This window comes from Streptomyces sp. NPDC049954 (genome assembly GCF_040656295.1).
GTDB lineage: Bacteria > Actinomycetota > Actinomycetes > Streptomycetales > Streptomycetaceae > Streptomyces.
Window position 1 is genome coordinate 358,915 of record NZ_JBFALS010000006.1, and the last position, 19,149, is coordinate 378,063.

Sequence of the window (19,149 nt, forward strand, 5' to 3'; positions counted from 1 at the left end):
GAGGAGGGAGGCCGCGATGCTGTGCCTTCCCGAGGAGTGCCCGCCCCGAGGACGCGGACGCGCGGGCCCGCGCGAAGCCGGCCGCCACGACCGTGCCACGCCGTCGTCCCGCGTCCCGCGCTCCGTTCCGCTCGCGCTCGCCCTGGCCCGTGACCCGCTGCCGTACTACCGGCTGCTGCGCACCGCGCCCGGCCCCGTACCGCTGCCCGGCCGGGGCGTCTGGCTGGCCGGGCGGCACGCGGACGTGAGCGCGGCGCTCGCCGAACCCCGGCTCGTGGCGCGGGGCCACGGCGCGGCGGCCGGCGCTCTGCACTGCGCCGGGGACCTCTCCGGTCTCGGCGAGGCCGTCGCGCGCGCCGCCTACGTCCTCGTGCGGCGGCTCGACCAGCGCGCCGAGGCCGATCTCGTCACCGAGTTCTGCGACTGGCTGCCCGCCGTGACCCTCGTGACCGCGCTCGGCCTGCCGCCCGCCGAGACCGCCCGCCTCCAGCGCTGGTGCCGCGGCGGGACGCGCGGGCACGACGGGCTCGCCGAGTACCTCGGCCCGCACCTGCGCAGGACCGCGCGGCACCCCGGCCAGGCCCCGCTGTCCCGGCTCACCGGCGCGGGCCCCCTCGCCGGCCGTGAGCCGGCGGTGCTGCTCGGGGCCCTGCTGCGCGCGGCCGGCGCGGACACCGCGCGCGGTCTCGCCTCGCTGCTCGCGGCGCTCCTCGACCACCCCGCGCAGCTCCTCGCCGTACGCGAGGACCCGGCGCTGCTGCCCGCCGCGTGGGCCGAGTCGCAGCGCCGCGACCCGCCGAGCCCGCTCCTTCCGCTGACCGTGACCGGCGCGCTCCCGGTACGGCTGCCCGGCGGCGAGATACCGGCCGGAGCGACCGTGCTGTGCCTGCTGGGCGCGGCCGGCCGCGATCCGCGCCGCTTCGCCGACCCGGACCGCTTCGACCTGTTCCGCCCCGACGCGGAACCCGCCCGCGCCCGGCCCGTGTCCGGCACGGACGCCCACGGCCTCGGTCTGCTCCAGGCCCGGCACGGGCTGCCGCCCCTGCTGGCGCACCTCCCCGCGCTGGGCGTCGCGCCCGGCTTCCGGCCCCGGCCCGTCGGCCTCGCCCACCGGGCACCGCGCCGCCTCCTCGTGCGCCCGCACGGCACCCGCGCGGACGCCCCCGGCGGGCGGCCGGTCAGTCCACCGGCACCGCCGGGACGATCCGCCCCGTGACCTCGCCGAAGCCGATCACGCTGCCCTCCGCGCCGGGCGCCGTCGCCGTGATGGTGACCTCGTCGCCGTCCTGGAGGAAGGTGCGGACCGTGCCGTCCGGGAGCTTCAGCGGGCTCTCGCCGCCCCACGTCAGCTCCATGAGCGAGCCCCGCTCGTGCGGCTCCGGACCGCTGACCGTGCCCGAGGCGTAGAAGTCCCCGGTGCGCAACGAGGCCCCGTTGACCGTCATGTGCGCCATCTGCTGGGCCGCCGTCCAGTACATCGAGGCGAAGGGCGGACGCGAGACGACCTGCCCGTTGAGCCGGACCTCCAGCCGCAGGTCCAGGCCCCAGTCCCGTGACTCCCGCAGATACGGGCGCAGTTCGTGGGTGCGCTCGGGGGCCGGCACCCGCGCCTCCTGAAGCGCCTGGAGCGGGACGATCCACGGGGACACCGAGGTCGCGAAGGACTTGGCGAGGAACGGGCCGAGCGGCACGTACTCCCACGCCTGGATGTCGCGCGCCGACCAGTCGTTGACCAGGCACACCCCGAAGACGTGGTCCTCGAAGTCGTCCGGGCGTACGGGGGTGCCGAGGGCCGAACCGGCGCCCACGACGAAACCGACCTCCGCCTCGATGTCGAGCCGCACAGAGGGCCCGAAGCCCGGCAGTTCGTCCGTCCCGGCCGGCCTGCGCTGCCCGTTGGGCCGTACGACGGGCGTGCCCGAGGGGACGACCGTGCCGGCCCGCCCGTGGTAGCCGATCGGCAGGTGCTTCCACTGCGGGGTCAGCGGGTCGGAGCCGGGGCGGAACAACTGCCCGACGTTCACCGCGTGGTGCTCCGAGGAGTAGAAGTCCACGTAGTCCGCCACCTCGAAGGGCATACCGAGCACGACCTCGGCGAGCGGGTACAGCGCCCGGCCGACGCTCTCGCGGTGCCGCTCGTCGGTGAGCAGCGCGGTGACCGCCGCCCGCACCGAACGCCAGCGCTCCCGGCCCTGGCCGAGGAACGCGTTGAGCGAGCCCTGCGCGAAGGTGTCGTCGCCGAGGGCCGCCGCGAGATCGAGGACCTGCGCGCCGATCGCGACCCCCACCCTCGCCGTCCCGCCCGAGGGCGTGAACACCCCGTACGGCAGGTTCTGCACGGGGAACGGGGAGCCCTCGGGTACGGCGACCCAGGTGCGCGTGGTCATACGGTTTCCTCCTTGAGCCCGGCGCCGGGGGGTGTGCCCCCGGCGCCGGGCGGATCGAGTGGTGCCGGGCCGAGCCGGAGTACGGCCCCGGCCTGCCGTACGGGTAGTGCGGTGCTGCACGAGCCGTACGAGACGAGGGACGCGCGCGCGGCCCGGACCTCCCGCGCGTCCAGCCGGTACGCGCGCGAGGCGAGCGCCGCGGCGTCCTGCTCCCGCAGAACCGCCAGGACGTCCTCGCGCCCGCCGCCGGACACCGCCTCGGCGGTCGCGAGCAGCAGGTTGAGGAAGCCGTGGTGGGTGAACCCGGTCGCCGGGTCGGTGTGCCGCACCGCCTCGTGCAGACCGGCCGTCGCCTTGAACGGCACGCCCGAGGCCACGCAGTCCAGGACGAAGTCCGCGACCTCGCCCGGCGTGGGGAACAGCCCGGCGCGCACACCCCCGCAGCGCAGTTTCGCGCCGAGCGGCCGTGCCCCGGACGCGGAGCGCGCGGTGAGCGCCGTGAGCAGGTGCCGAGACGCCGCGCGCACCGCAGGCTCCACGTACGCGGGGACGCCGGACGGGACCCCGGACAGCGCGGTGAGCGCCCGGTCGAGCGCCGCCTCCGTGTCACCGGCATCCCGCTCCGACGTGAAGGCCGCGAGCGGCAGTTCGAGGTGCGCGAGGCGGACGCGGGGATCGGCGGCGAGGGCGGAAGCGTCCCGCGCGAGCCGCTCGGCGCCCCGGTCGGCGATCAGCCCGAGCGCGAAGCGGTCCCCGGGCTCCAGCAGTCCGAGCAGTTCCGCCACCCGGCTCGCCGGGCACAGGAAGCGGTGCGTGAGCATCGGGCGGTCCGCCGCCGCGTCCGCCCGGTGTCGCTCCACGGCCTCGGCCATCGGCAGCGCGGTCGGCGGGAACAGTCCCGCGTCGTCCACCAACTCCCTTACGAGGAGCCGGACCTGCTCGGCCGGGGCGCCGTCCGGTGTCATGAGCGCGGCCTTTGCCCGGCCCAGGTCCACGCGTACGCCCCGTCGTCGCAGGCCCGGGCTCCCTCGCCGAGCTCCAGCGGGCGGAACGTGTCGACCATGACGGCGAGTTCGTCGAAGAAGTCGACGCCCACGGACCGCTCGTACGCCCCGGGCTGCGGGCCGTGGCTGTGCCCGCCCGGGTGCAGCGAGACCGAGCCCTGGCCGATGCCCGAGCCCCTGCGCGCCTCGTAGTTGCCGCCGCAGTAGAACATCACCTCGTCGCTGTCCACGTTCGAGTGGTAGTAGGGGACGGGGATGGACAGCGGGTGGTAATCCACCTTGCGCGGAACGAAGTTGCAGATGACGAAGTTCTCGCCCTCGAACACCTGGTGGACCGGCGGCGGCTGGTGCACCCGGCCGGTGACCGGCTCGAAGTCCGCGATGTTGAAGGTGTACGGGTACAGGCAGCCGTCCCAGCCGACCACGTCGAAGGGGTGCTCGGCCTGGAGGAACCGGGTGCCGACGATCTGCCCGCCCGCCCCCCGGTGTTTGACCAGCACCTCCACGTCGGTGCCCGAGGCGCTCAGCATCTCGGCCGGGCCGTGCAGGTCCCGCTCGCAGTACGGGGAGTTTTCGAGCAACTGCCCGTAGCGGGACAGGTAGCGGCGGGGCGGGGCGATGTGGCTGTTGCCCTCGACGCAGTACACGCGCAAGGGCTCCTCGCCGCGCGGCACCCAGCGGTGCGTCGTCGCCCGCGGCAGGACCACGTAGTCGCCCGCCCGGACGGGCAGCGCCCCGAACACGGTCTCCACGACGGCCTGCCCGGACTCGACGTACGCGCACTCGTCGCCGAGCCCGTTGCGGTACAGCGGGGAGGGCGAGCCGGCGACCGCGTACGAGATCCGCACGTCGCCGTTGCCGAGCAGGAGCCGGCGGCCCGTCACGACGTCCGCCGTGCGCCACCCCTCGTCGGGGAACAGGTCGTGCAGCTTCAGGTGGCGGGGCAGCAGCGGGTGGTTGGGGACGGTCGCGGTGTCCGGCAGCTCCCACACCGTCGAGTCGGTGATCGCCGAGGGGATCGAACGGTGGTACAGCAGTGAGGAGTCGGAGGAGAAGCCCTCCTCGCCCATCAGCTCCTCGTAGTACAGGGAACCGTCCGGGGCACGGTGCTGCGTGTGGCGCTTGGGCGGGACGCTGCCGAGACTGCGGTAGTGAGCCATGGAGCAGTACGCCTTTCTGATGGCCGGGTGGAGCGGTGCGGGCGGGGCGGCTCAGCTGCTCCTCATGACATGTTGCATATAACGAGACAGCCTGTTATGAAAGTTGCAACACTCTGGCGACGCCCGGCGTCGAAAGTCAAGAGGACGCGGCGCGGTCCGCAGGAGGACAGGGAGACGGCCATGCCGCGTTCCGGCACACGCGGCGCGCAGGCGTCCGAGGTGACTGAGGTAGCCGAGGCGTCCCAGGCGTCCGAAGTGACTGAAGCAGCCCAGGCGTCCGAGGGCGCCGCGACGCGCAGGAGCGACGGTTCCCAGACCCTGGAGCGCGGCCTCGGGGTGCTGCGGATGCTGGCCGAGTCCCGCGAGGGGCTGACGGCCGCCCAGGTCGCCGCCCGGCTCGGCGTGCACCGCTCGATCGCCTACCGGCTGCTCACCACGCTCACCCGCACCCACTTCGCCGCACGGGTCCCGGGCGGCCGCTACCGCGTGGGCCTCGCCTTCTTCACCCTCGCGCAGGAGGCCAGGCCCCCGTTGCTCGACGTCGCGCAGCCGGTGCTGCGCGAACTGGCCGCCGACCTCGGTGCGACCGCCTGCCTCGTGGTCGCCGACGGGGAGCACGCGCTCGCGGTCGCCGTGGTCGAACCGCCCGGGCCCGGCCCCCGCTTCTCGTACGGGGTCGGCAACCGCGACCCGCTGGAGAGGGGCGCGGCGGGCCTCGCGCTGCTGTCGGCCGGACCGCCCCTGCCGGGTGAACCGGCCCGCGTCGCCGAGGTGCGCGCACGCGGGCACGTCACGACCCACGAGGAGATCGTCCCCGGCACGATCGGCATCGCCGCGCCCCTCCGGCTCCCGCCCGGCGAGCAGCGCGCCGCCGTCAACGTCATCACCCACCGCCAGGACGTCGCGGACCGCGCGATCCCCCTCGTCGTGGTCGCGGCCGGGCGCGTCGCGGACCTGCTGGGGGAGGGACGGGAAGTGTGAGCGCGGCGGACGGCCCCGGTGCCGCGCGTCGGGCGCCGGGGCCGTTCTGGCCGGGTCAGGCGTGCGAGACGGTGAGCCCGTAGAAGGCCACGCGCGCGCCCTTCGTCGTGCTGTCGGACGAGGACTGGTTGTACGAACCCGCCTTGAAGTACTGCTTGTAGGGGGTGAACGAGGACGGGATGGCGTAGTGGGTGGTGCTTCCGTTCACCGTGATGTCGAGCGTGTTCCCGCCCGACACGGCGATGGCGTACGTCCACGTCTTGCCGACCGGCACCTGCCCCACGGTGTGCGTGGTCTGCCCGCCGTCCGGGGAGTTCTCCGTACCCACCACGATGTCGCCGCCCGCCCGGTAGTACAGCTCGACCAGCGGCTTCGTGGAGGAGCCGCCCGAGCCGAGGTGGATCTGGCCGACGCACACGTTCTTCGTCACCGACACCACGCGCAGGGTCGCCGCGAGCCGGTGGCTGCCCTTGAGGGACCAGTCGGCGGCGCTCCCGTCGCGGTTCGTCTCCCGCAGCTCCGACCGGGCGTAGTTCGAGTTCGGGGTCGTCACCCCCTTCTCCGGCGCCCAGAAGGTCATCGCCCCGTCCCGGGCGTCCGTGTAGAAGAAGTCGTCCTGGTAGCCGTTCGCCCCCTGGAGCCTTGAGGACGGGATGGTCTGCGGCGCTCCTGGGGAGCCCACCGGCTCCTGGAGCTGCCACACCGACAGGTCGAAGTTCCCGCCGGGGGCCTTCGAGGGGTCGGCGAAGGGGCGGACGGCGGAGGCGGAGGCGGTGCCCAGGGCCGGGGCGGTGAGGGCCACGACGGCGGCCGTCGTGGCCGTCGTGATGAAGGTGCGTCTGCGCATGGGGGACCTCCGTGAGGCCGGGTGTGGGGGGAGGCGGCGGCCGGACCGGGCGTGCTCTGCGGTCTCCCACGTGCGGGAACGCCGCTGCGGACACCAATGGACCAGACCATTCAGACCATAGGGATGTGGCGTGCACTCGTCAATGGCGCCGACGGGCGGTGGTGGGTCGGCGACGGGTCCGTGTCAGGCGGCCACCGCCCCTCCACCCGGCCTCACCCCTCCCGCACCAGCAGCCCCACCGGCCGCCCCGCGAACAGCTCCGCGAGCCGCACCGAGCCGCTGAAGGCGCGCTTCTCGCCCCACAGCGCGTCCCGCCAGTGCCCGGGCGGCAGGGGGAGTTCGGTGTCCTGCCAGCCGCCCGCGTCGGCGAGGCGGGCCGACAGGCGGGTGACCGCCGTCAGGGCGTGGGCCGAGCGGACGAAGGCCACGCAGTGCGTGGCGGCCGGGCCCGTCGCGGGCAGCGGCTCGTAGCTCGCCTCCTCGCCGAAGCAGTCGGGGCGGGCCGCGCGCAGCCGCAGGGCGGCCGCCGTCAGCGCCAGCTTCTCCTGCGACAGGTCCCTGGGCGCGCCGCTCCTGTCGACCTCGCGCAGGACACCGCTCAGGTCCGGCACCTCGCGCCGGTTGTCCGGGTCGACGAGGGCGCGCACCTCGGCCTCCGTGCCCTGGTAGACGTCCGGGACGCCCGGCATCGTCAGGTGCAGCAGTGCCGCCCCGAGCACGTTCGCCCGTACGTACGGCGCGAGTTCGGCGCGCAGCCCGGCGACCTCCCCGGCCGCCGCCCCGCAGGGCCCGGCCGCCACGAACCGGGTCACCGCCTCCTCGTACGCCGCGTCCTGCTCCGTCCAGCTCGTGCGCAGCCCCGCCTCCCGCACGTGCTTGAGCAGCGCCCCGCCCAGCCGCTCCGGGTCCGGGACGCCGAAGCCGAACGCGAGCTGCCAGGCCGCCCACGCGAAGTGCGGATCGGGCGCCGGGTCCGGACCGGCCGAGGTCCGCTCGGTGACCGAGGCGAGGAAGTCCGCCCAGCGCCCGGGCCGTTCGGTGAGCACCGCGGTCGCGGCCCGTACGTCGCCGCTGCGCTTCGTGTCGTGCGTCGACAGCACCGTGCCGGTCAGCGGCCAGTCCCGCTGGAGCCGCCCGCAGTACGCGTGGAACACGTCCGGGGAGAGCGCCGGTGCCCCCGGGTCCCCGCCCACCTCGGTCGCGGAGAGCAGCGGCGTGTACCGGTAGAAGGCCAGGTCCTCGACGGACTTGGCGCGCAGCGCCGAAGCGGTCTGCGCGAACCGCGCCCGGAACGCCTCGTGTTCGGGCCCCTCGCCGCGCCGCCCCAGCGCCAGGTCACGGACCAGGGCGACGGTCTCCGCCTCCTGCGCGACCTGGAGGGCTGCCGAGGCCTCCTGAGCGGACTGCGCCGACAGCACGTCCTCCGGCGCGGCGCCCGCGTCCCGCGCCGGGTAGGGGCGGTAGACCGGCACCCGCACCAGCAGCTCGCGCAGCGCCGTGCGCAGCGCCCACGGCGCGTGGTCGCGCACCGACAGGTCCCCGGCCGCGATCCGGCCGGCGATCCGCACCAGCGCCTCGACCTCGGCGGCCAGCTCCCGGGTCACCACCTTGTACGCGGCCCGGCGCACCGTCGCGGGCCAGTCCCCGCCCCGGTCGGCGGGCGGGGCGGCGTACCGGCGGTACTGGCCCAGCAGCTCCCCGTACCCGGCCGGGTCGGCGAACAGCCCGTCGATGTGGCGCAGCGCGTCGTACCCCGTGGTGCCCGACACCGGCCAGCCCTCCGGGAGGGCCTCCCCGTCGGCGAGGATCTTCTCGACCACCGTCCAGTGCCCCGCGGGCACCGCCCCGGCGGCCCGCTCGGCCAGGGTGCGCAGGTAGCCGCCCGGGTCGGCGAGACCGTCCGGGTGGTCGATGCGCAGCCCCTGCACCGCGCCGCGCGCCATCAGGTCGAGGACCACCCCGTGGGTCGCGGCGAACACCTCCGGGTCCTCCACCCGCACCCCGATCAGCTCGGAGATCGTGAAGAACCGCCGGTAGTTCAGCTCCGTCCTGGCCAGCCGCCACCAGCCCAGCCGGTACCACTGGGCGTCCACGAGCTGCTCCAGCGGCAGCGCCTCGGTGCCCTCGCGCAGCGGGAAGGAGTGCTCGTGGTAGCGCAGCCGCCCGTCCTCGACGCGCAACTGGTCGAGCACCTCCCCGAGCCGTCCGCCGAGCACCGGGAGCAGCACCCGCCCGCCCGCCCCGTCCCAGTCGATGTCGAACCAGCGCGCGTACGGGGAGGAGGGCCCCTCCTTCAGCACGTGCCACAGCGCCCGGTTGTGACGCGGTACGGCCGCCATGTGGTTGGGCACCAGGTCCACGATCAGCCCGAGCCCGTGCTCCCGCGCGGTGCGGGCCAGGGACAGCAGCCCGTCGAGGCCGCCCAGTTCCTCCCGTACCCGGGTGTGGTCGCTCACGTCGTACCCGTGCTGCGAACCGGGCACCGACTCCAGCACCGGGGACAGGTGCAGGTGGGACGCGCCGAGCGAGGCCACGTGGGGCACCACGGACTCGGCCGCCGCGAAGGGGAACTCGGGGCGCAACTGGAGACGGTAGGTCGCGGTGGGCGGCGCGAACACCGCGTTGGGGGCGGCGGGGGCGGAACCCGCCTCGGACATCATGGACACCTGCGTACCCCTTTCGGGCCTTCGGGTCACAGCTGGTCGTCGCCGCGCGCGGACGGCGCGGCGCGAGGGGCGCCGTCCGGGCCCGCGTACGCCCCGTCCGGCGGGGGACCGGACGGGGGACCGGACGGTCCGGCGGTTCAGGCGGGGCGCTGGAGCACGGTGAGGCTGCGGTCCGTCAGAGTGATCCGCTCGCCCGCCGCCACCTTGCGCCCGGTACCCGGCGGGACCGCGTCCGGGCACGCCGTGTCCACGACGACCTGCCACTGCTTGCCGTGGTTGACCGGGACGAGGAACTCCAGGGTCTGCGGGGAGGCGTTGAACATCAGCAGGAACGAGTCGTCCTGGATGCGCTCCCCGCGCGGCCCCGGCTCCGAGATCGCGTTGCCGTTGAGGAACACGGTCATCGCGCTGGCCTGCGCCCCGTCCCAGTCCTGCTGGGCCATCTCGCTGCCCTCGGGCGTGAACCACGCGATGTCCGACAGCTCGTCGTGGGTGCCCTCGACGGGCCGGCCGTGGAAGAAGCGGCGGCGCCGGAACACCGGGTGGTCGCGGCGCAGCCACACCATGGCCCGGGTGAAGGCCGCCTGCGTCGACTCCTCCTCGCCCGGCTCCGGCCAGCGCACCCAGGACAGCTCGTTGTCCTGGCAGTACGCGTTGTTGTTGCCTCTCTGGGTGCGCGCGAACTCGTCGCCGTGGCTGATCATCGGCACCCCCTGCGACAGCATGAGCGTCGCCATGAGGTTGCGCATCTGCCGGGCCCGCAGCTCCAGGACGGACTCGTCGTCCGTCTCGCCCTCGGCCCCGCAGTTCCAGGACCGGTTGTGGCTCTCGCCGTCCCGGTTGTCCTCGCCGTTGGCCGTGTTGTGCTTGTCGTTGTACGACACGAGATCGTGCATCGTGAAGCCGTCGTGGCAGGTCACGAAGTTGATCGAGGCCAGCGGACGGCGCCCGTCGTCCTGGTAGAGGTCCGAGGAACCGGTCAGCCGGCCCGCGAACTCCGCGATGGTGCGCTGTTCCCCGCGCCACAGGTCGCGCACCGTGTCCCGGTACTTGCCGTTCCACTCGGTCCACATCGGCGGGAAGTTCCCCACCTGGTAGCCGCCCTCGCCCACGTCCCAGGGCTCCGCGATCAGCTTGACCTGGCTGACCACCGGGTCCTGCTGCACGAGGTCGAAGAAGGACGACAGCCGGTCCACCTCGTGGAACTGCCGCGCCAGCGTCGCCGCGAGGTCGAAGCGGAAACCGTCCACGTGCATGTCCACGACCCAGTACCGCAGCGAGTCCATGATCATCTGGAGGACGTGCGGGGACCGCATGAGCAGCGAGTTCCCGGTGCCGGTCGTGTCCATGTAGTACTTGGGATCGTCCGTCAGCCGGTAGTACGAGGTGTTGTCCAGGCCCCGGAAGGACAGCGTCGGGCCCAGGTGATTGCCCTCGGCCGTGTGGTTGTAGACCACGTCGAGGATCACCTCGATCCCCGCCTCGTGCAGGGCCCGCACCGCCGACTTGAACTCCAGCACCTGCTGCCCCCGGTCGCCCCAGGAGGCGTACGCGTTGTGCGGGGCGAAGAAGCCGATCGTGTTGTAACCCCAGTAGTTCGACAGACCCGAGTCCACCAGCCGGTGGTCGTTGACGAACTGGTGCACCGGCATCAGTTCCAGCGCCGTCACCCCCAGCTCCGTCAGATGCCCGATGATCGCCGGATGGGCGAGCGCCGCGTACGTCCCGCGCAGCTCGTCGGGGAGCGCGGGATGCGTCATCGTCAGGCCCTTGACGTGCGCCTCGTACAGCACCGTGCGGTGGTAGTCGGTACGCGGGGGCCGGTCGTCGCCCCAGTCGAAGTACGGGTTCACGACGACCGAGGCCATCGTGTGCGGGGCGGAGTCCATGTCGTTGCGCTTGTCGGGCGAGCCGAAGTGGTATCCGTACACCGCCTCGCCCCAGTCGATCTGCCCGCTGACCGCCTTGGCGTACGGGTCGAGCAGGAGTTTGGCCGAATTGCAGCGCTGCCCCCGGTCGGGGGCGTACGGCCCGTGCACCCGGAAGCCGTAGCGCTGACCGGGCATCACCCCGGGCAGGTAGGCGTGCCGCACGAAGGCGTCGGACTCCCGCAGTTCGACCGCGGTCTCCGAGCCGTCGTCGTGCAGCAGGCACAGTTCGATTCGGTCGGCGGCCTCCGAGAAGACCGCGAAGTTCGTACCGGCGCCGTCGTACGTGGCGCCGAGGGGATATGCCTCACCAGGCCAGAGCTGCATGGACTCGACTCTTCCAGTTCCGGCCCGAGGACAAGGGGCCACTTCGGCCTGAGTCTCCCCGAAATTGGGGCTACCGCGTAGGACTTCTGTCCCGCTCCCTCCGGTACCACACCTACGTACGCAGCTTCCGTCCGCCGAATAAGCGGAATACGGCCATCCGGTGAGCGGTGCGGACCTTCCGTGGGTAAGGGCCCACTCGTCGTTCACCGGGCGCGAGGTCCGGACGGCCCCTCGGTCATCCGGCTGCGCACGGCGGCTGTCCGGAGTACCCTTCCTTGATCGTTGAACAGGGGACGACAGGCCCGCGAGGGGCCGGAGGAAGGGGCGGTGCGCGGGTGTCGGGAGGGCTGGAGCTGCCACCTGGTGACGGGGGCGGCGAGGGAGGCTCCGGGGACACCCCGGCGGGAGCGGTGTCGCTCGCGCGGCCCATGGACGCGGGCACCCAGATCGGGCCCGAGCTGGAGTGGGGGCCCGAGGACTGGCGCGAGGTCCGCACCCGCGCCCAGCGCGCCGGACGCGTCTACGTCTGGCTCAACCTCGTCGAGCAGCGGCTGCGCGCCGTCGTCGCCGCCGTGCTGCGCCCCGTCTACGCCCCCGTGCACGGTGAGGACTGGGTGATCGCGGCGGCCGGACCGGCCGGCCAGGAGTGGGTGCAGCGGGCCGTCGCCGTGCGCGAGGTCAGCCGCCGCAAGGGCTACCTCCTCGACCCCGCCGACGACAACGTGCTCAGCTTCCTCACCCTCCCGCAGCTGCGTGAGCTGATGGTGCAGCACTGGCCCTGCTTCGAGCCCTACTTCGAGGACCGGCGCGACGTCGAGCTGGTCCTCGACGAGCTGGAGGTCGCCCGCAACGTCGTCTCCCGCAACAGGGCCCTGAACCCGACCGTCCTGGCCCAGGCCGAACGCGCCTCCGCCCGGCTCCTGGAGATCCTGTCCTCCGGCGCCGGGGGCCCCTCCTCGCGGCGGCTGCCGGTGGACGCGGTCGAGAACCTGGTGGGCGACCAGTACGCCGACGTCGTCGGGGTCCACTCCGACCGGGTGCGGCTGCTGCGGCAACTGCCCGCCGAGGACCTGTTCGGCGGGGCCCGGCGGCTCGACGCCATGGGCATCGGCCTCAACCTGCTCGTGCAGAACTTCTCCGGGCGCCGCCTCGTCCGCCTCGCCGAGGGCGGCTGCCGCACCCGGCTGCTCTTCCTCAACCCCGCGAGCAGCTCCGTCAAGCGACGCGAGCGGGAACTGGGCCTCAAAAGGGGGGAACTGAGCCGCTCCGTCGAGATGAACATCCTGCACATGCGCCGCGTGCGGGCCCGGCTGCACGACCCCGGGGCCTTCGAGATACAGGTCTTCGACGAGACGCCCCGCTTCAACGCCTACCTCGTCGACGGCGACACCGCGAACGGCGTCGCCGTCGTCCAGCCCTATCTGCGCCGGGCGCGCGGCATGGAGGCCCCGGTACTCGTCCTGCGCGGCGGCCGGCGCTTCGTCAAGGGCGACCCCTCGGGGCCGGCGCCGGAGGACCCCGGACTCTTCGAGACCTACCGCGAGGAGTTCGACGCGACCTGGGCGGACGCGCGCCCCGTCTCCTGACCGGGCCCGCGGCCAGGGCTCCGCGCCCCCGCTCCGGTCCGTTGTCAGAGCCGCGTGCGAGGGTGGTTCACCACGAGGCGACGGACCGCACGGGGGACGCACCACGACACGAGGGGGCCGCCATGGGCTGGTACCAGGAGCTGCTGACCGGCTTCGACCTGGAGACCACGGGCACCGACATCGAGACCGACCGCATCGTCACGGCGGCGGTCATCGGGATCGACGCGCACGGAGCCGTCGCGAGCGAACGCACCTGGCTGCTCGATCCGGGCGTGCCGATACCCGAGGAGGCAGCGGCGATCCACGGCGTCTCCACCGCGCACGCCCACGCGCACGGCGCCCCGGCCGCCGAGGCCGTCGAGGAGATCGCCGAGACCGTCGCGGGCGTCCTGCGCGCGGGCGGCCCGCTCGTCGTGATGAACGCCCGCTACGACCTGTCCCTCCTCGACCGTGAGTGCGTACGCCACGGACTGGCCCCGCTCGCCGAACGACTCGGCGGCGCGCCCGCCCCGGTGGTCGACCCCCTCGTCATCGACAAGCACGTCGACAAGTACCGCAAGGGCCGCCGCGCCCTCCAGGCCCTGTGCGCGCACTACGGCGTCCCGCTCGACGACGCCCACGACGCGCGGGCCGACGCGGTCGCCGCCGCCCGCGTCGTCCGCCGGATCGCCGAGAAGCACACGCCGGTCGGCGCGCTGCCCCTCACCGAACTCCACGAACTCCAGATCCGTGCCGCCGCCGAACAGTCCGCCTCCCTCCAGGCCTACCTGCGCCGCACCGCCGACCCGGCTGCGGTCGTCGAGCAAGCCTGGCCGGTCGTCCCGAGGCCGCGCGGGGCGGCGGACTGAGGCGGCGAAGAGCGAATCAGGGCTTCCTCGTCGACCGGGTGCGCCGCCCATGGCGCGAGCGCGCGGCACCGTGTGCTTCGGCGATCAGTTCGCGGATCGCCTTCGCGGTCCGCCGGCCCGGGTTGACCACCGCGAGCCAGCCGGCGGATGCGTACACGGGGTGGGCCATCACGGTGTCGGTGGCGCTCGGGTCGTCCTCGACGGCCGGTTCACGCGGTGCGGCGCCGACCCACCTGACGAAGGCTTCCTCCGGGGCGGCGACATTGACGCGGAACGTGTCCGGCCGGTCCAGCCGCGAGCTCTCGTCGCCCGGGTAGTCCTTCGTCACGACGGTCGCGAACGGTTGCCGCGTCTTCGGTACGACGCCGTCGGGGGCGTAGAAGAAGAACGTGTCCCCCCAGCTGATCTCGGGTGAACCGTCGCCGGGGGCCGGCCTGACGGTCAGGACACCGTCGAGGCTCTGGACGAAGTCAGTGATCTCGTCGATGGTCATGTCCTCAAGCGTTTCATTAAGGTGCTTGTGGAGGCTTCGGCCCGCAGAACACAGGAGTGAGAGGTGTCCACTCGCAAGTCGTCGGTCTCACGCACCGCCGAGGTCGCCCGGCGTGCCACGGCACTAGCGTCCAGCAGGTGCGCAACCTCGAACGCGACGGTGTGCTGCCGCCGGCCGGGCGTACCGCCGCGGGCTACCGGGTCTACGGGGAGATTCATGTGTGGTCCGCGCTGGCCTACCGGGCCCTCGCGGTCGCCACGGGCCCGGTCGAGGCCAAGCGGATGGTCCGTGCCGTGCACGAGAGCCCGGTTACGGAGGTACTCGCTCTCCTCGACGCGGCACATGCCCGACTCGACCGGAACGCAAGGACCTCGCGCTCGCCCGGGAGGCCGTGGAGGCGATCTCCGTCGAGCCGGTCGAGGACATACGCCCTTCGGACGCGATGAGCGTGTCCGAACTCGCTGCCGCGCTCGGGGTACGAACCTCCACCTTGCGGCACTGGGACGCGGAGGGGCCGGCTGTTCCCGGCCGGGTCGCCCCGAGGGCGGCACGCCGGTACGCGCCGGCCCAGGTCCGCGACGCCCGGATCGTTCAGCAACTGCGTCGTGCCGGGTACCGCGTCGATCAGCTCAGGGCCCTGATGCCCGGCCTGCGCCACGGGCGGGGACCGGACGACGTCCGGACCGTGCTCGCGGTCCGGGAGGAGAGCATCGCGGCTCGCTCCCGGGCCCTCCTCGACGCCGCCACCGCGCTGAACGCCGTGCTCGCCGCCGCGAACGGGGCCTGAGCCGCGCCGGGCCGGTCCGCCGGCCGGGGCCCCTCAGGGGGGGCGGAGCCGGCCAGGCCCGGTGTTTGGGCAGGGGTGCGGCGTACGTCCCGGCCCGGCTCGTGCGCAGACCGAGGGCCACCAGGGACTCGGCGAGGCGTACCGCGGCCGCCACCCCGTCGACCACCGGCACGCCGAGCGACCGGACGACCCGCTGCTGAAGGCCCGTCATACCGGCGCAGCCCAGGATCAGGACCTCGGCGCCCGCCTCCCGCGCGCGGGCCCCGGCCGTCACGAAGGCGCGCGCGGTGCGCTCCTCGTCGCCGAGGTCGAGGACGCCGAGCCCGGTGCCGACGACGGCGGCGCAGTGCGCGCCGACCCCGGCCGTGTGCAGGCTGTCCTCGATCTGGCCGCGGGCGCGCTCCAGCGTGGTGACCACCCCGTAGCGCCGCCCGAGCAGACAGGCGAAGTGGGCCGCGGCCTCCGTGATGTCGACGACCGGCACGTCCAGCAGTTCCCGGGCGCCCTCCCGGCCGTGCTCCCCGAAACCGGCGAGCACCACGGCGTCGTACGGGGCCCCGGGGCCGTACGCGTGGGTGCGCAGCGTGTCGAGGACGGCGGCTGCGGAGAGGTAGCTGTCGAGCCAGCCCTCCGCCGACTCCGGTCCCCACTGCGGGGTCAGCCCCGTGACCGTGGTGCCCGCGCTCGCCGCGGCCCGCGCTCCCCGCACGATCTCCTCGGTCATCGAGCGGGTCGTGTTGCAGTTGGTGACGGCCAGGCGCACGGTGCTCAGACCTCCGCGGACGGCAGGGCGGGCGCGGGCGAGAGGCCGCTCGCGCGTTCGGCGCGGCCCAGTGCCGCGTACAGGAGCGCCGCCGCCGAGGTGCCGATGAACCAGGAGTACGGGGCGACGTCGCCGAAGGCTGGGACGAGCGCGCACACGGCGGCGACGGCGGCCGAGGGCAGGAAGGCCCACAGCGCCCTCGGGTTGACGCCCTTGCGGTAGTAGTAGGCGGAGCCGGGCCGGGCGTCGAAGAGGCTCGCGGTGTCGATCCGGCCGCGTTTGACCCAGTAGTAGTCGACCATGATCACGCCGAACAGCGGGCCGAGGAAGGCGCCGAGGCCGCCGAGGAAGTAGTTCACTACATCCGGGTTGGAGTACAGGTTCCACGGCGTGACCAGGAGCGCGGCGACCGTGCTGATGAGGCCACCGGCCCGGAAGGTGATCCGCTGCGGCCAGACGTTGGCCAGGTCGTAGGCCGGGGAGACGAAGTTGGCCACGATGTTCACGCCCATGGTGGCGACGGCGAAAGTGAGCGCACCGAGCACCAGGACCCAGGTGTGGCCGACCTTCGCGACCAGCAGTGCCGGATCGGTGATCGCCTCGCCGAACACCTCGATGCTGCCCGCGGTGACCACGACCGACACGATGACGAAGGCCGTCGAGTTGACGGGCAGCCCCCAGAAGTTGCCGCGCCGCACGGTGCGCTGGTCGGGGGCGAAGCGGGAGAAGTCGCAGAAGTTGAGCATGAGCGTGCCGTAGGTCGCCAGGATCAGGCCGATCGCGCCGAACCACTGCCGTACCTGCTCGCCCGTGGACACCGGGTGCGGGGTCGAGGTCAGCGACAGGCTCCAGCCCGCCTTGGCCAGGATCCACACGGCCAGGACGATCATCACGAGCCAGATCGCCGGTCCGCAGAAGTCCTGGAACCTGCGCACCGCCTCCATGCCGCGGCTGATGACAAGGGCCTGGAGCAGCCACAGGGAAAGGAAGGAGACCCAGCCGAGCGCGTCCAGGCCGAGGAAGGAGTGGGCCGTCCACGAGGACAGTCCGGGCCATGCGGCCAGCAGCATGACGTTGACCGCGACGGAGGCCAGATAGGTCTGGATTCCGTACCACATGATGGCGATCACGGCGCGGATCAGCGCCGGGATGTTGGCGCCCCACACACCGAAGCTGATGCGGCTCAGCACCGGGAAGGGGACTCCGTGACGCTGCCCCATCCGGCCCGAGAGGTTCATCCCGAGAAAGATCAGGACGAAGCCCACGAGCAGGGAGCTGAAGATCTGCCAGACGTTCAGGCCCAGCACCAGCAAGCCTGCCGCGAACGTGTAGTTGCCGAGGTTGTGGACGTCCGACATCCACATGGCGAAGAGGTCGAAGACCTTCCACTTGCGCTCGGTGGCGGGCGCCAGGTCCTCGTTGGTGAGCCGGGGATCGGGGACGAAGCCGGTGGTGGCGGCTGCCTGGGCGGGTTCGGTGACGGACAACGGGGCCTCCCTGCGGGGGACGTGGAGAATCCGGGGGACGGGGAACCGGTGCGGTGGAGCCCGGCCGGGAGGAGCGGACCGGCGCAGGGCGCGCGACCGGTGCCTCTGCCACCGGTCCGCTGTCCTGCCCGCCGTGACTGCCCTGAGCGGCCTTTTGGTATACCAAAACTGCCTGCCATGGTGGCCCTCGCGGAGGTGGGTGGCGGTGTCCCCGCCGTTACGGCTGGGTAAAACACTCCGCGCGTACGGGACGGGGCGGACGAGGCGAAGATGGGGGGATGACGACCCTCGACCCCGCCGCCTCCGAGGCCCCCGCCGGGAGCGGCTCGCTCGGCGCCGTACGCGCCCGTGTGCTCTCCGGGCTGCGACAGGACATCATCGGTGGCCGCCTGCGACCGGGCGACCGCCTGGTCGAGCGTGAACTCGCCGAACGCTACGGGGTGTCGCGGGTGCCGGTGCGCGAGGCGGTACGGGCGCTGGTATCCGAGGGCTTCGTGACCTTCGAGACGCCGCGCCGCAGCGTCGTGCGCACACTGACCCGCGCCGATGTGCGGGAACTGTTCGAACTGCGGGAGGCCCTGGAGGTGTACGCCGCGGGGCTGGCCGCCGAGCGGGCGAACGAGGCCGGTCTGGCCGGTCTCACGGAGATCCTCGACCGCGCGGCGCTGGCCACCCGCGCCGCGGACGCCGAGGCCGTCACCGACCTCAACACCCTTTTCCACGACCGGATTCTGGCCCTCGCGGGCAACGGCCTGCTCGTGTCGGTCATGCGGCCGGTGGACGGGCGGCTGCGCTGGCTGACCCGGCGTAACGAGGAGTGGCCGCAACTGCTGCTCGAACACCGCGAACTGGCCGAGGCCGTCGCCTCCCGCGACCCCGAGCGGGCCCGCGCGAGCGCATTGGGGCACGTCCGCACCAACTACCGGTCGACCGTGCGCCGGCTCTTCGGGGAGTGAGCGCACGAGGAAGGGCGGGGACCCAAGTCCCCGCCCGCCCAACATCCCCGCTCAGGCCGCCGGTTGGGGCAGCCCCGCCGCCCCCGGCGCGGACACCGACTCGCGGCGCAGGAAGGTCGCGGTCGGGGCGCGGTACAGCGGCCGCGCGCGGCCCTCGACGAGGTCGAGTACCGCGGCCGCCGCCTGTTCGCCGATCGCCCGGACGTCGTGGCCCATGACGCTCAGGGAGGGCGAGGACAGCTGGCACAGGGCCGAGTCGTCCCAGGCCAGCAGGGACAGGTCGCCCGGGACGGCGAGTCCCTTCCCGGCGGCGGCCGACAGTCCGCCCAGGGCCATCAGGTCGTCGTCGTAGATCACCGCCGTGGGGCGGTCCGGGGCCGACAGGAGGCGCAGGGTGGCCAGGCGGCCCGCCTCCTCGCTGTACTCGGCCTCGGTCTCCGCGGCCCGCAGGCCGCCCTCGCGGACGGCCTCCCGGAACGCCTCGGTGCGGATACGGCTGTGGGCGAGCGGGCTGGGACCGCTCACCCGGCCGATGACCGTGTGCCCGAGGCCGGCGAGTACCCCGACGGCGTGCCGCATCGCGGCGGCGTCGTCGGTCCACACCGCCGGGAGCCCGGCGGCCGTGCTCGGATCACCGACCACCACCGCCGGCAGACCCAGCCGCCGCACCAGCTCCACCCGGGCGTCGTCGGTCTCCAGGTCCACGAGCAGGACGGCGTCCACCGCGCCCCGCCCGGCCCAGCGCGCACAGGTCGCCTCCTCGTCCTTCCTGGAGGTGACGATCTGGAGCAGGAGGGTGGCGTCCCTGGGGCCGAGAACGCCCTCCAGGCCGGCGATCATCTCCTGGTAGAACGGCTCGGGCCCCAGCCGCTGGTCCTCACGGACCACGGTGAGACCGACGTTCCACGGTCCCCGGGCACCGGTCATCG

At 73.5% G+C, this 19,149-nt stretch carries 16 protein-coding genes and 1 pseudogene; 7 read left to right on the forward strand and 10 right to left on the reverse strand.

Going from position 1 to position 19,149, the window contains the following annotated elements; genetic code table 11:
• Positions 1 to 16 precede the first annotated feature (16 nt).
• The gene (locus AB0J21_RS16035; protein ID WP_363146560.1) at positions 17 to 1,216 is read left to right on the forward strand and encodes a cytochrome P450; all 1,200 of its coding nucleotides are present in this window, start codon (positions 17 to 19) and stop codon (positions 1,214 to 1,216) included.
• On the opposite strand, the gene fahA is transcribed toward AB0J21_RS16035, so the two are convergent.
• Genes fahA through AB0J21_RS16050 form a run of 3 tightly spaced genes read right to left on the reverse strand, consistent with a single transcriptional unit; the run spans position 1,179 to position 4,551 of the window.
• Positions 1,179 to 2,387: a fumarylacetoacetase gene (fahA, locus tag AB0J21_RS16040; RefSeq protein ID WP_363146562.1), complete on the reverse strand. Its 1,209-nt coding sequence runs from the start codon at positions 2,385 to 2,387 to the stop codon at positions 1,179 to 1,181. The genes AB0J21_RS16035 and fahA overlap by 38 nt on opposite strands.
• On the reverse strand, positions 2,384 to 3,352 hold the full coding sequence (locus tag AB0J21_RS16045) for a hypothetical protein (protein WP_363146563.1): 969 nt from the start codon (positions 3,350 to 3,352) through the stop codon (positions 2,384 to 2,386). Before AB0J21_RS16045 ends, fahA begins: the two co-directional genes overlap by 4 nt.
• The gene (locus AB0J21_RS16050) at positions 3,349 to 4,551 is read right to left on the reverse strand and encodes a cupin domain-containing protein (protein ID WP_363146564.1); all 1,203 of its coding nucleotides are present in this window, start codon (positions 4,549 to 4,551) and stop codon (positions 3,349 to 3,351) included. The genes AB0J21_RS16045 and AB0J21_RS16050 overlap by 4 nt, the downstream gene beginning before the upstream one ends.
• Before the next feature lie 255 nt (positions 4,552 to 4,806).
• Here AB0J21_RS16050 and AB0J21_RS16055 point away from each other — a divergent pair, with 255 nt between their 5' ends.
• On the forward strand, positions 4,807 to 5,532 hold the full coding sequence (locus AB0J21_RS16055) for an IclR family transcriptional regulator (RefSeq protein WP_363146565.1): 726 nt from the start codon (positions 4,807 to 4,809) through the stop codon (positions 5,530 to 5,532).
• 55 nt (positions 5,533 to 5,587) lie between these two features.
• On the opposite strand, the gene AB0J21_RS16060 is transcribed toward AB0J21_RS16055, so the two are convergent.
• From AB0J21_RS16060 to glgX, 3 genes are all read right to left on the reverse strand, one after another.
• Positions 5,588 to 6,379, reverse strand: coding sequence for a polysaccharide lyase family 7 protein (locus tag AB0J21_RS16060; protein WP_363146566.1), 792 nt, complete (start codon positions 6,377 to 6,379; stop codon positions 5,588 to 5,590).
• 212 nt (positions 6,380 to 6,591) lie between these two features.
• Positions 6,592 to 9,039: a malto-oligosyltrehalose synthase gene (gene treY, locus AB0J21_RS16065; RefSeq protein ID WP_363146729.1), complete on the reverse strand. Its 2,448-nt coding sequence runs from the start codon at positions 9,037 to 9,039 to the stop codon at positions 6,592 to 6,594.
• 143 nt (positions 9,040 to 9,182) lie between these two features.
• Complete coding sequence (gene glgX / locus AB0J21_RS16070) at positions 9,183 to 11,300, reverse strand: glycogen debranching protein GlgX (protein ID WP_363146567.1); 2,118 nt, start codon at positions 11,298 to 11,300, stop codon at positions 9,183 to 9,185.
• A 335-nt stretch (positions 11,301 to 11,635) separates the two neighbouring features.
• Between glgX and AB0J21_RS16075 the strand changes: the two genes are divergently transcribed.
• Together AB0J21_RS16075 and AB0J21_RS16080 are read left to right on the forward strand one after the other, a co-directional pair.
• Positions 11,636 to 12,886, forward strand: a complete 1,251-nt coding sequence (locus tag AB0J21_RS16075) for an SAV2148 family HEPN domain-containing protein (RefSeq protein WP_363146568.1) — start codon at positions 11,636 to 11,638, stop codon at positions 12,884 to 12,886.
• 122 nt (positions 12,887 to 13,008) lie between these two features.
• Positions 13,009 to 13,734, forward strand: a complete 726-nt coding sequence (locus tag AB0J21_RS16080; RefSeq protein WP_363146569.1) for an exonuclease domain-containing protein — start codon at positions 13,009 to 13,011, stop codon at positions 13,732 to 13,734.
• A gap of 16 nt (positions 13,735 to 13,750) precedes the next feature.
• Here the strand turns inward: AB0J21_RS16080 and AB0J21_RS16085 are convergent, their stop codons facing one another.
• Positions 13,751 to 14,227, reverse strand: a complete 477-nt coding sequence (locus AB0J21_RS16085; protein WP_363146570.1) for a DUF6194 family protein — start codon at positions 14,225 to 14,227, stop codon at positions 13,751 to 13,753.
• Positions 14,228 to 14,364: 137 nt separating this feature from the next.
• Here AB0J21_RS16085 and AB0J21_RS16090 point away from each other — a divergent pair, with 137 nt between their 5' ends.
• Both AB0J21_RS16090 and AB0J21_RS16095 read left to right on the forward strand, forming a co-directional pair.
• Positions 14,365 to 14,673, forward strand: a complete 309-nt coding sequence (locus tag AB0J21_RS16090) for a hypothetical protein (RefSeq protein ID WP_363146571.1) — start codon at positions 14,365 to 14,367, stop codon at positions 14,671 to 14,673.
• The gene (locus AB0J21_RS16095) at positions 14,670 to 15,014 is read left to right on the forward strand and encodes a MerR family transcriptional regulator (RefSeq protein ID WP_363146730.1); all 345 of its coding nucleotides are present in this window, start codon (positions 14,670 to 14,672) and stop codon (positions 15,012 to 15,014) included. The genes AB0J21_RS16090 and AB0J21_RS16095 overlap by 4 nt, the downstream gene beginning before the upstream one ends.
• Positions 15,015 to 15,066: 52 nt before the next feature.
• Here the strand turns inward: AB0J21_RS16095 and AB0J21_RS16100 are convergent.
• Together AB0J21_RS16100 and AB0J21_RS16105 are read right to left on the reverse strand one after the other, a co-directional pair.
• A pseudogene (locus AB0J21_RS16100) lies at positions 15,067 to 15,777 on the reverse strand (aspartate/glutamate racemase family protein); the annotation flags it as partial.
• A 5-nt stretch (positions 15,778 to 15,782) separates the two neighbouring features.
• Positions 15,783 to 17,264 carry an NCS1 family nucleobase:cation symporter-1 gene (locus tag AB0J21_RS16105; RefSeq protein WP_363146572.1) on the reverse strand — a complete coding sequence of 494 codons (1,482 nt, stop codon included), beginning with the start codon at positions 17,262 to 17,264 and terminating at the stop codon, positions 15,783 to 15,785.
• Between the two features lie 278 nt (positions 17,265 to 17,542).
• On the opposite strand from AB0J21_RS16105, the gene AB0J21_RS16110 reads away from it, so the two are divergent.
• A complete protein-coding gene (locus AB0J21_RS16110; protein ID WP_363146573.1) occupies positions 17,543 to 18,220 on the forward strand; it encodes a GntR family transcriptional regulator in 678 nt (225 codons plus the stop codon).
• A 51-nt stretch (positions 18,221 to 18,271) separates the two neighbouring features.
• On the opposite strand, the gene AB0J21_RS16115 is transcribed toward AB0J21_RS16110, so the two are convergent.
• The gene (locus AB0J21_RS16115) at positions 18,272 to 19,147 is read right to left on the reverse strand and encodes a substrate-binding domain-containing protein (RefSeq protein WP_363146574.1); all 876 of its coding nucleotides are present in this window, start codon (positions 19,145 to 19,147) and stop codon (positions 18,272 to 18,274) included.
• Between the last annotated feature and the right edge of the window lie 2 nt (positions 19,148 to 19,149).

Bases quoted from the DNA above. Each gene is read 5' to 3' on its own strand.
- AB0J21_RS16035 (WP_363146560.1), top strand. From the start codon at position 17: ATGCTGTGCCTTCCCGAGGAGTGCCCGCCCCGAGGACGCGGACGCGCG.
- fahA (WP_363146562.1), bottom strand. From the start codon at position 2,387: ATGACCACGCGCACCTGGGTCGCCGTACCCGAGGGCTCCCCGTTCCCC.
- AB0J21_RS16045 (WP_363146563.1), bottom strand. From the start codon at position 3,352: ATGACACCGGACGGCGCCCCGGCCGAGCAGGTCCGGCTCCTCGTAAGG.
- AB0J21_RS16050 (WP_363146564.1), bottom strand. From the start codon at position 4,551: ATGGCTCACTACCGCAGTCTCGGCAGCGTCCCGCCCAAGCGCCACACG.
- AB0J21_RS16060 (WP_363146566.1), bottom strand. From the start codon at position 6,379: ATGCGCAGACGCACCTTCATCACGACGGCCACGACGGCCGCCGTCGTG.
- treY (WP_363146729.1), bottom strand. From the start codon at position 9,039: ATGATGTCCGAGGCGGGTTCCGCCCCCGCCGCCCCCAACGCGGTGTTC.
- glgX (WP_363146567.1), bottom strand. From the start codon at position 11,300: ATGCAGCTCTGGCCTGGTGAGGCATATCCCCTCGGCGCCACGTACGAC.
- AB0J21_RS16080 (WP_363146569.1), top strand. From the start codon at position 13,009: ATGGGCTGGTACCAGGAGCTGCTGACCGGCTTCGACCTGGAGACCACG.
- AB0J21_RS16085 (WP_363146570.1), bottom strand. From the start codon at position 14,227: ATGACCATCGACGAGATCACTGACTTCGTCCAGAGCCTCGACGGTGTC.
- AB0J21_RS16095 (WP_363146730.1), top strand. From the start codon at position 14,670: ATGAGCGTGTCCGAACTCGCTGCCGCGCTCGGGGTACGAACCTCCACC.
- AB0J21_RS16110 (WP_363146573.1), top strand. From the start codon at position 17,543: ATGACGACCCTCGACCCCGCCGCCTCCGAGGCCCCCGCCGGGAGCGGC.
- AB0J21_RS16115 (WP_363146574.1), bottom strand. From the start codon at position 19,147: ATGACCGGTGCCCGGGGACCGTGGAACGTCGGTCTCACCGTGGTCCGT.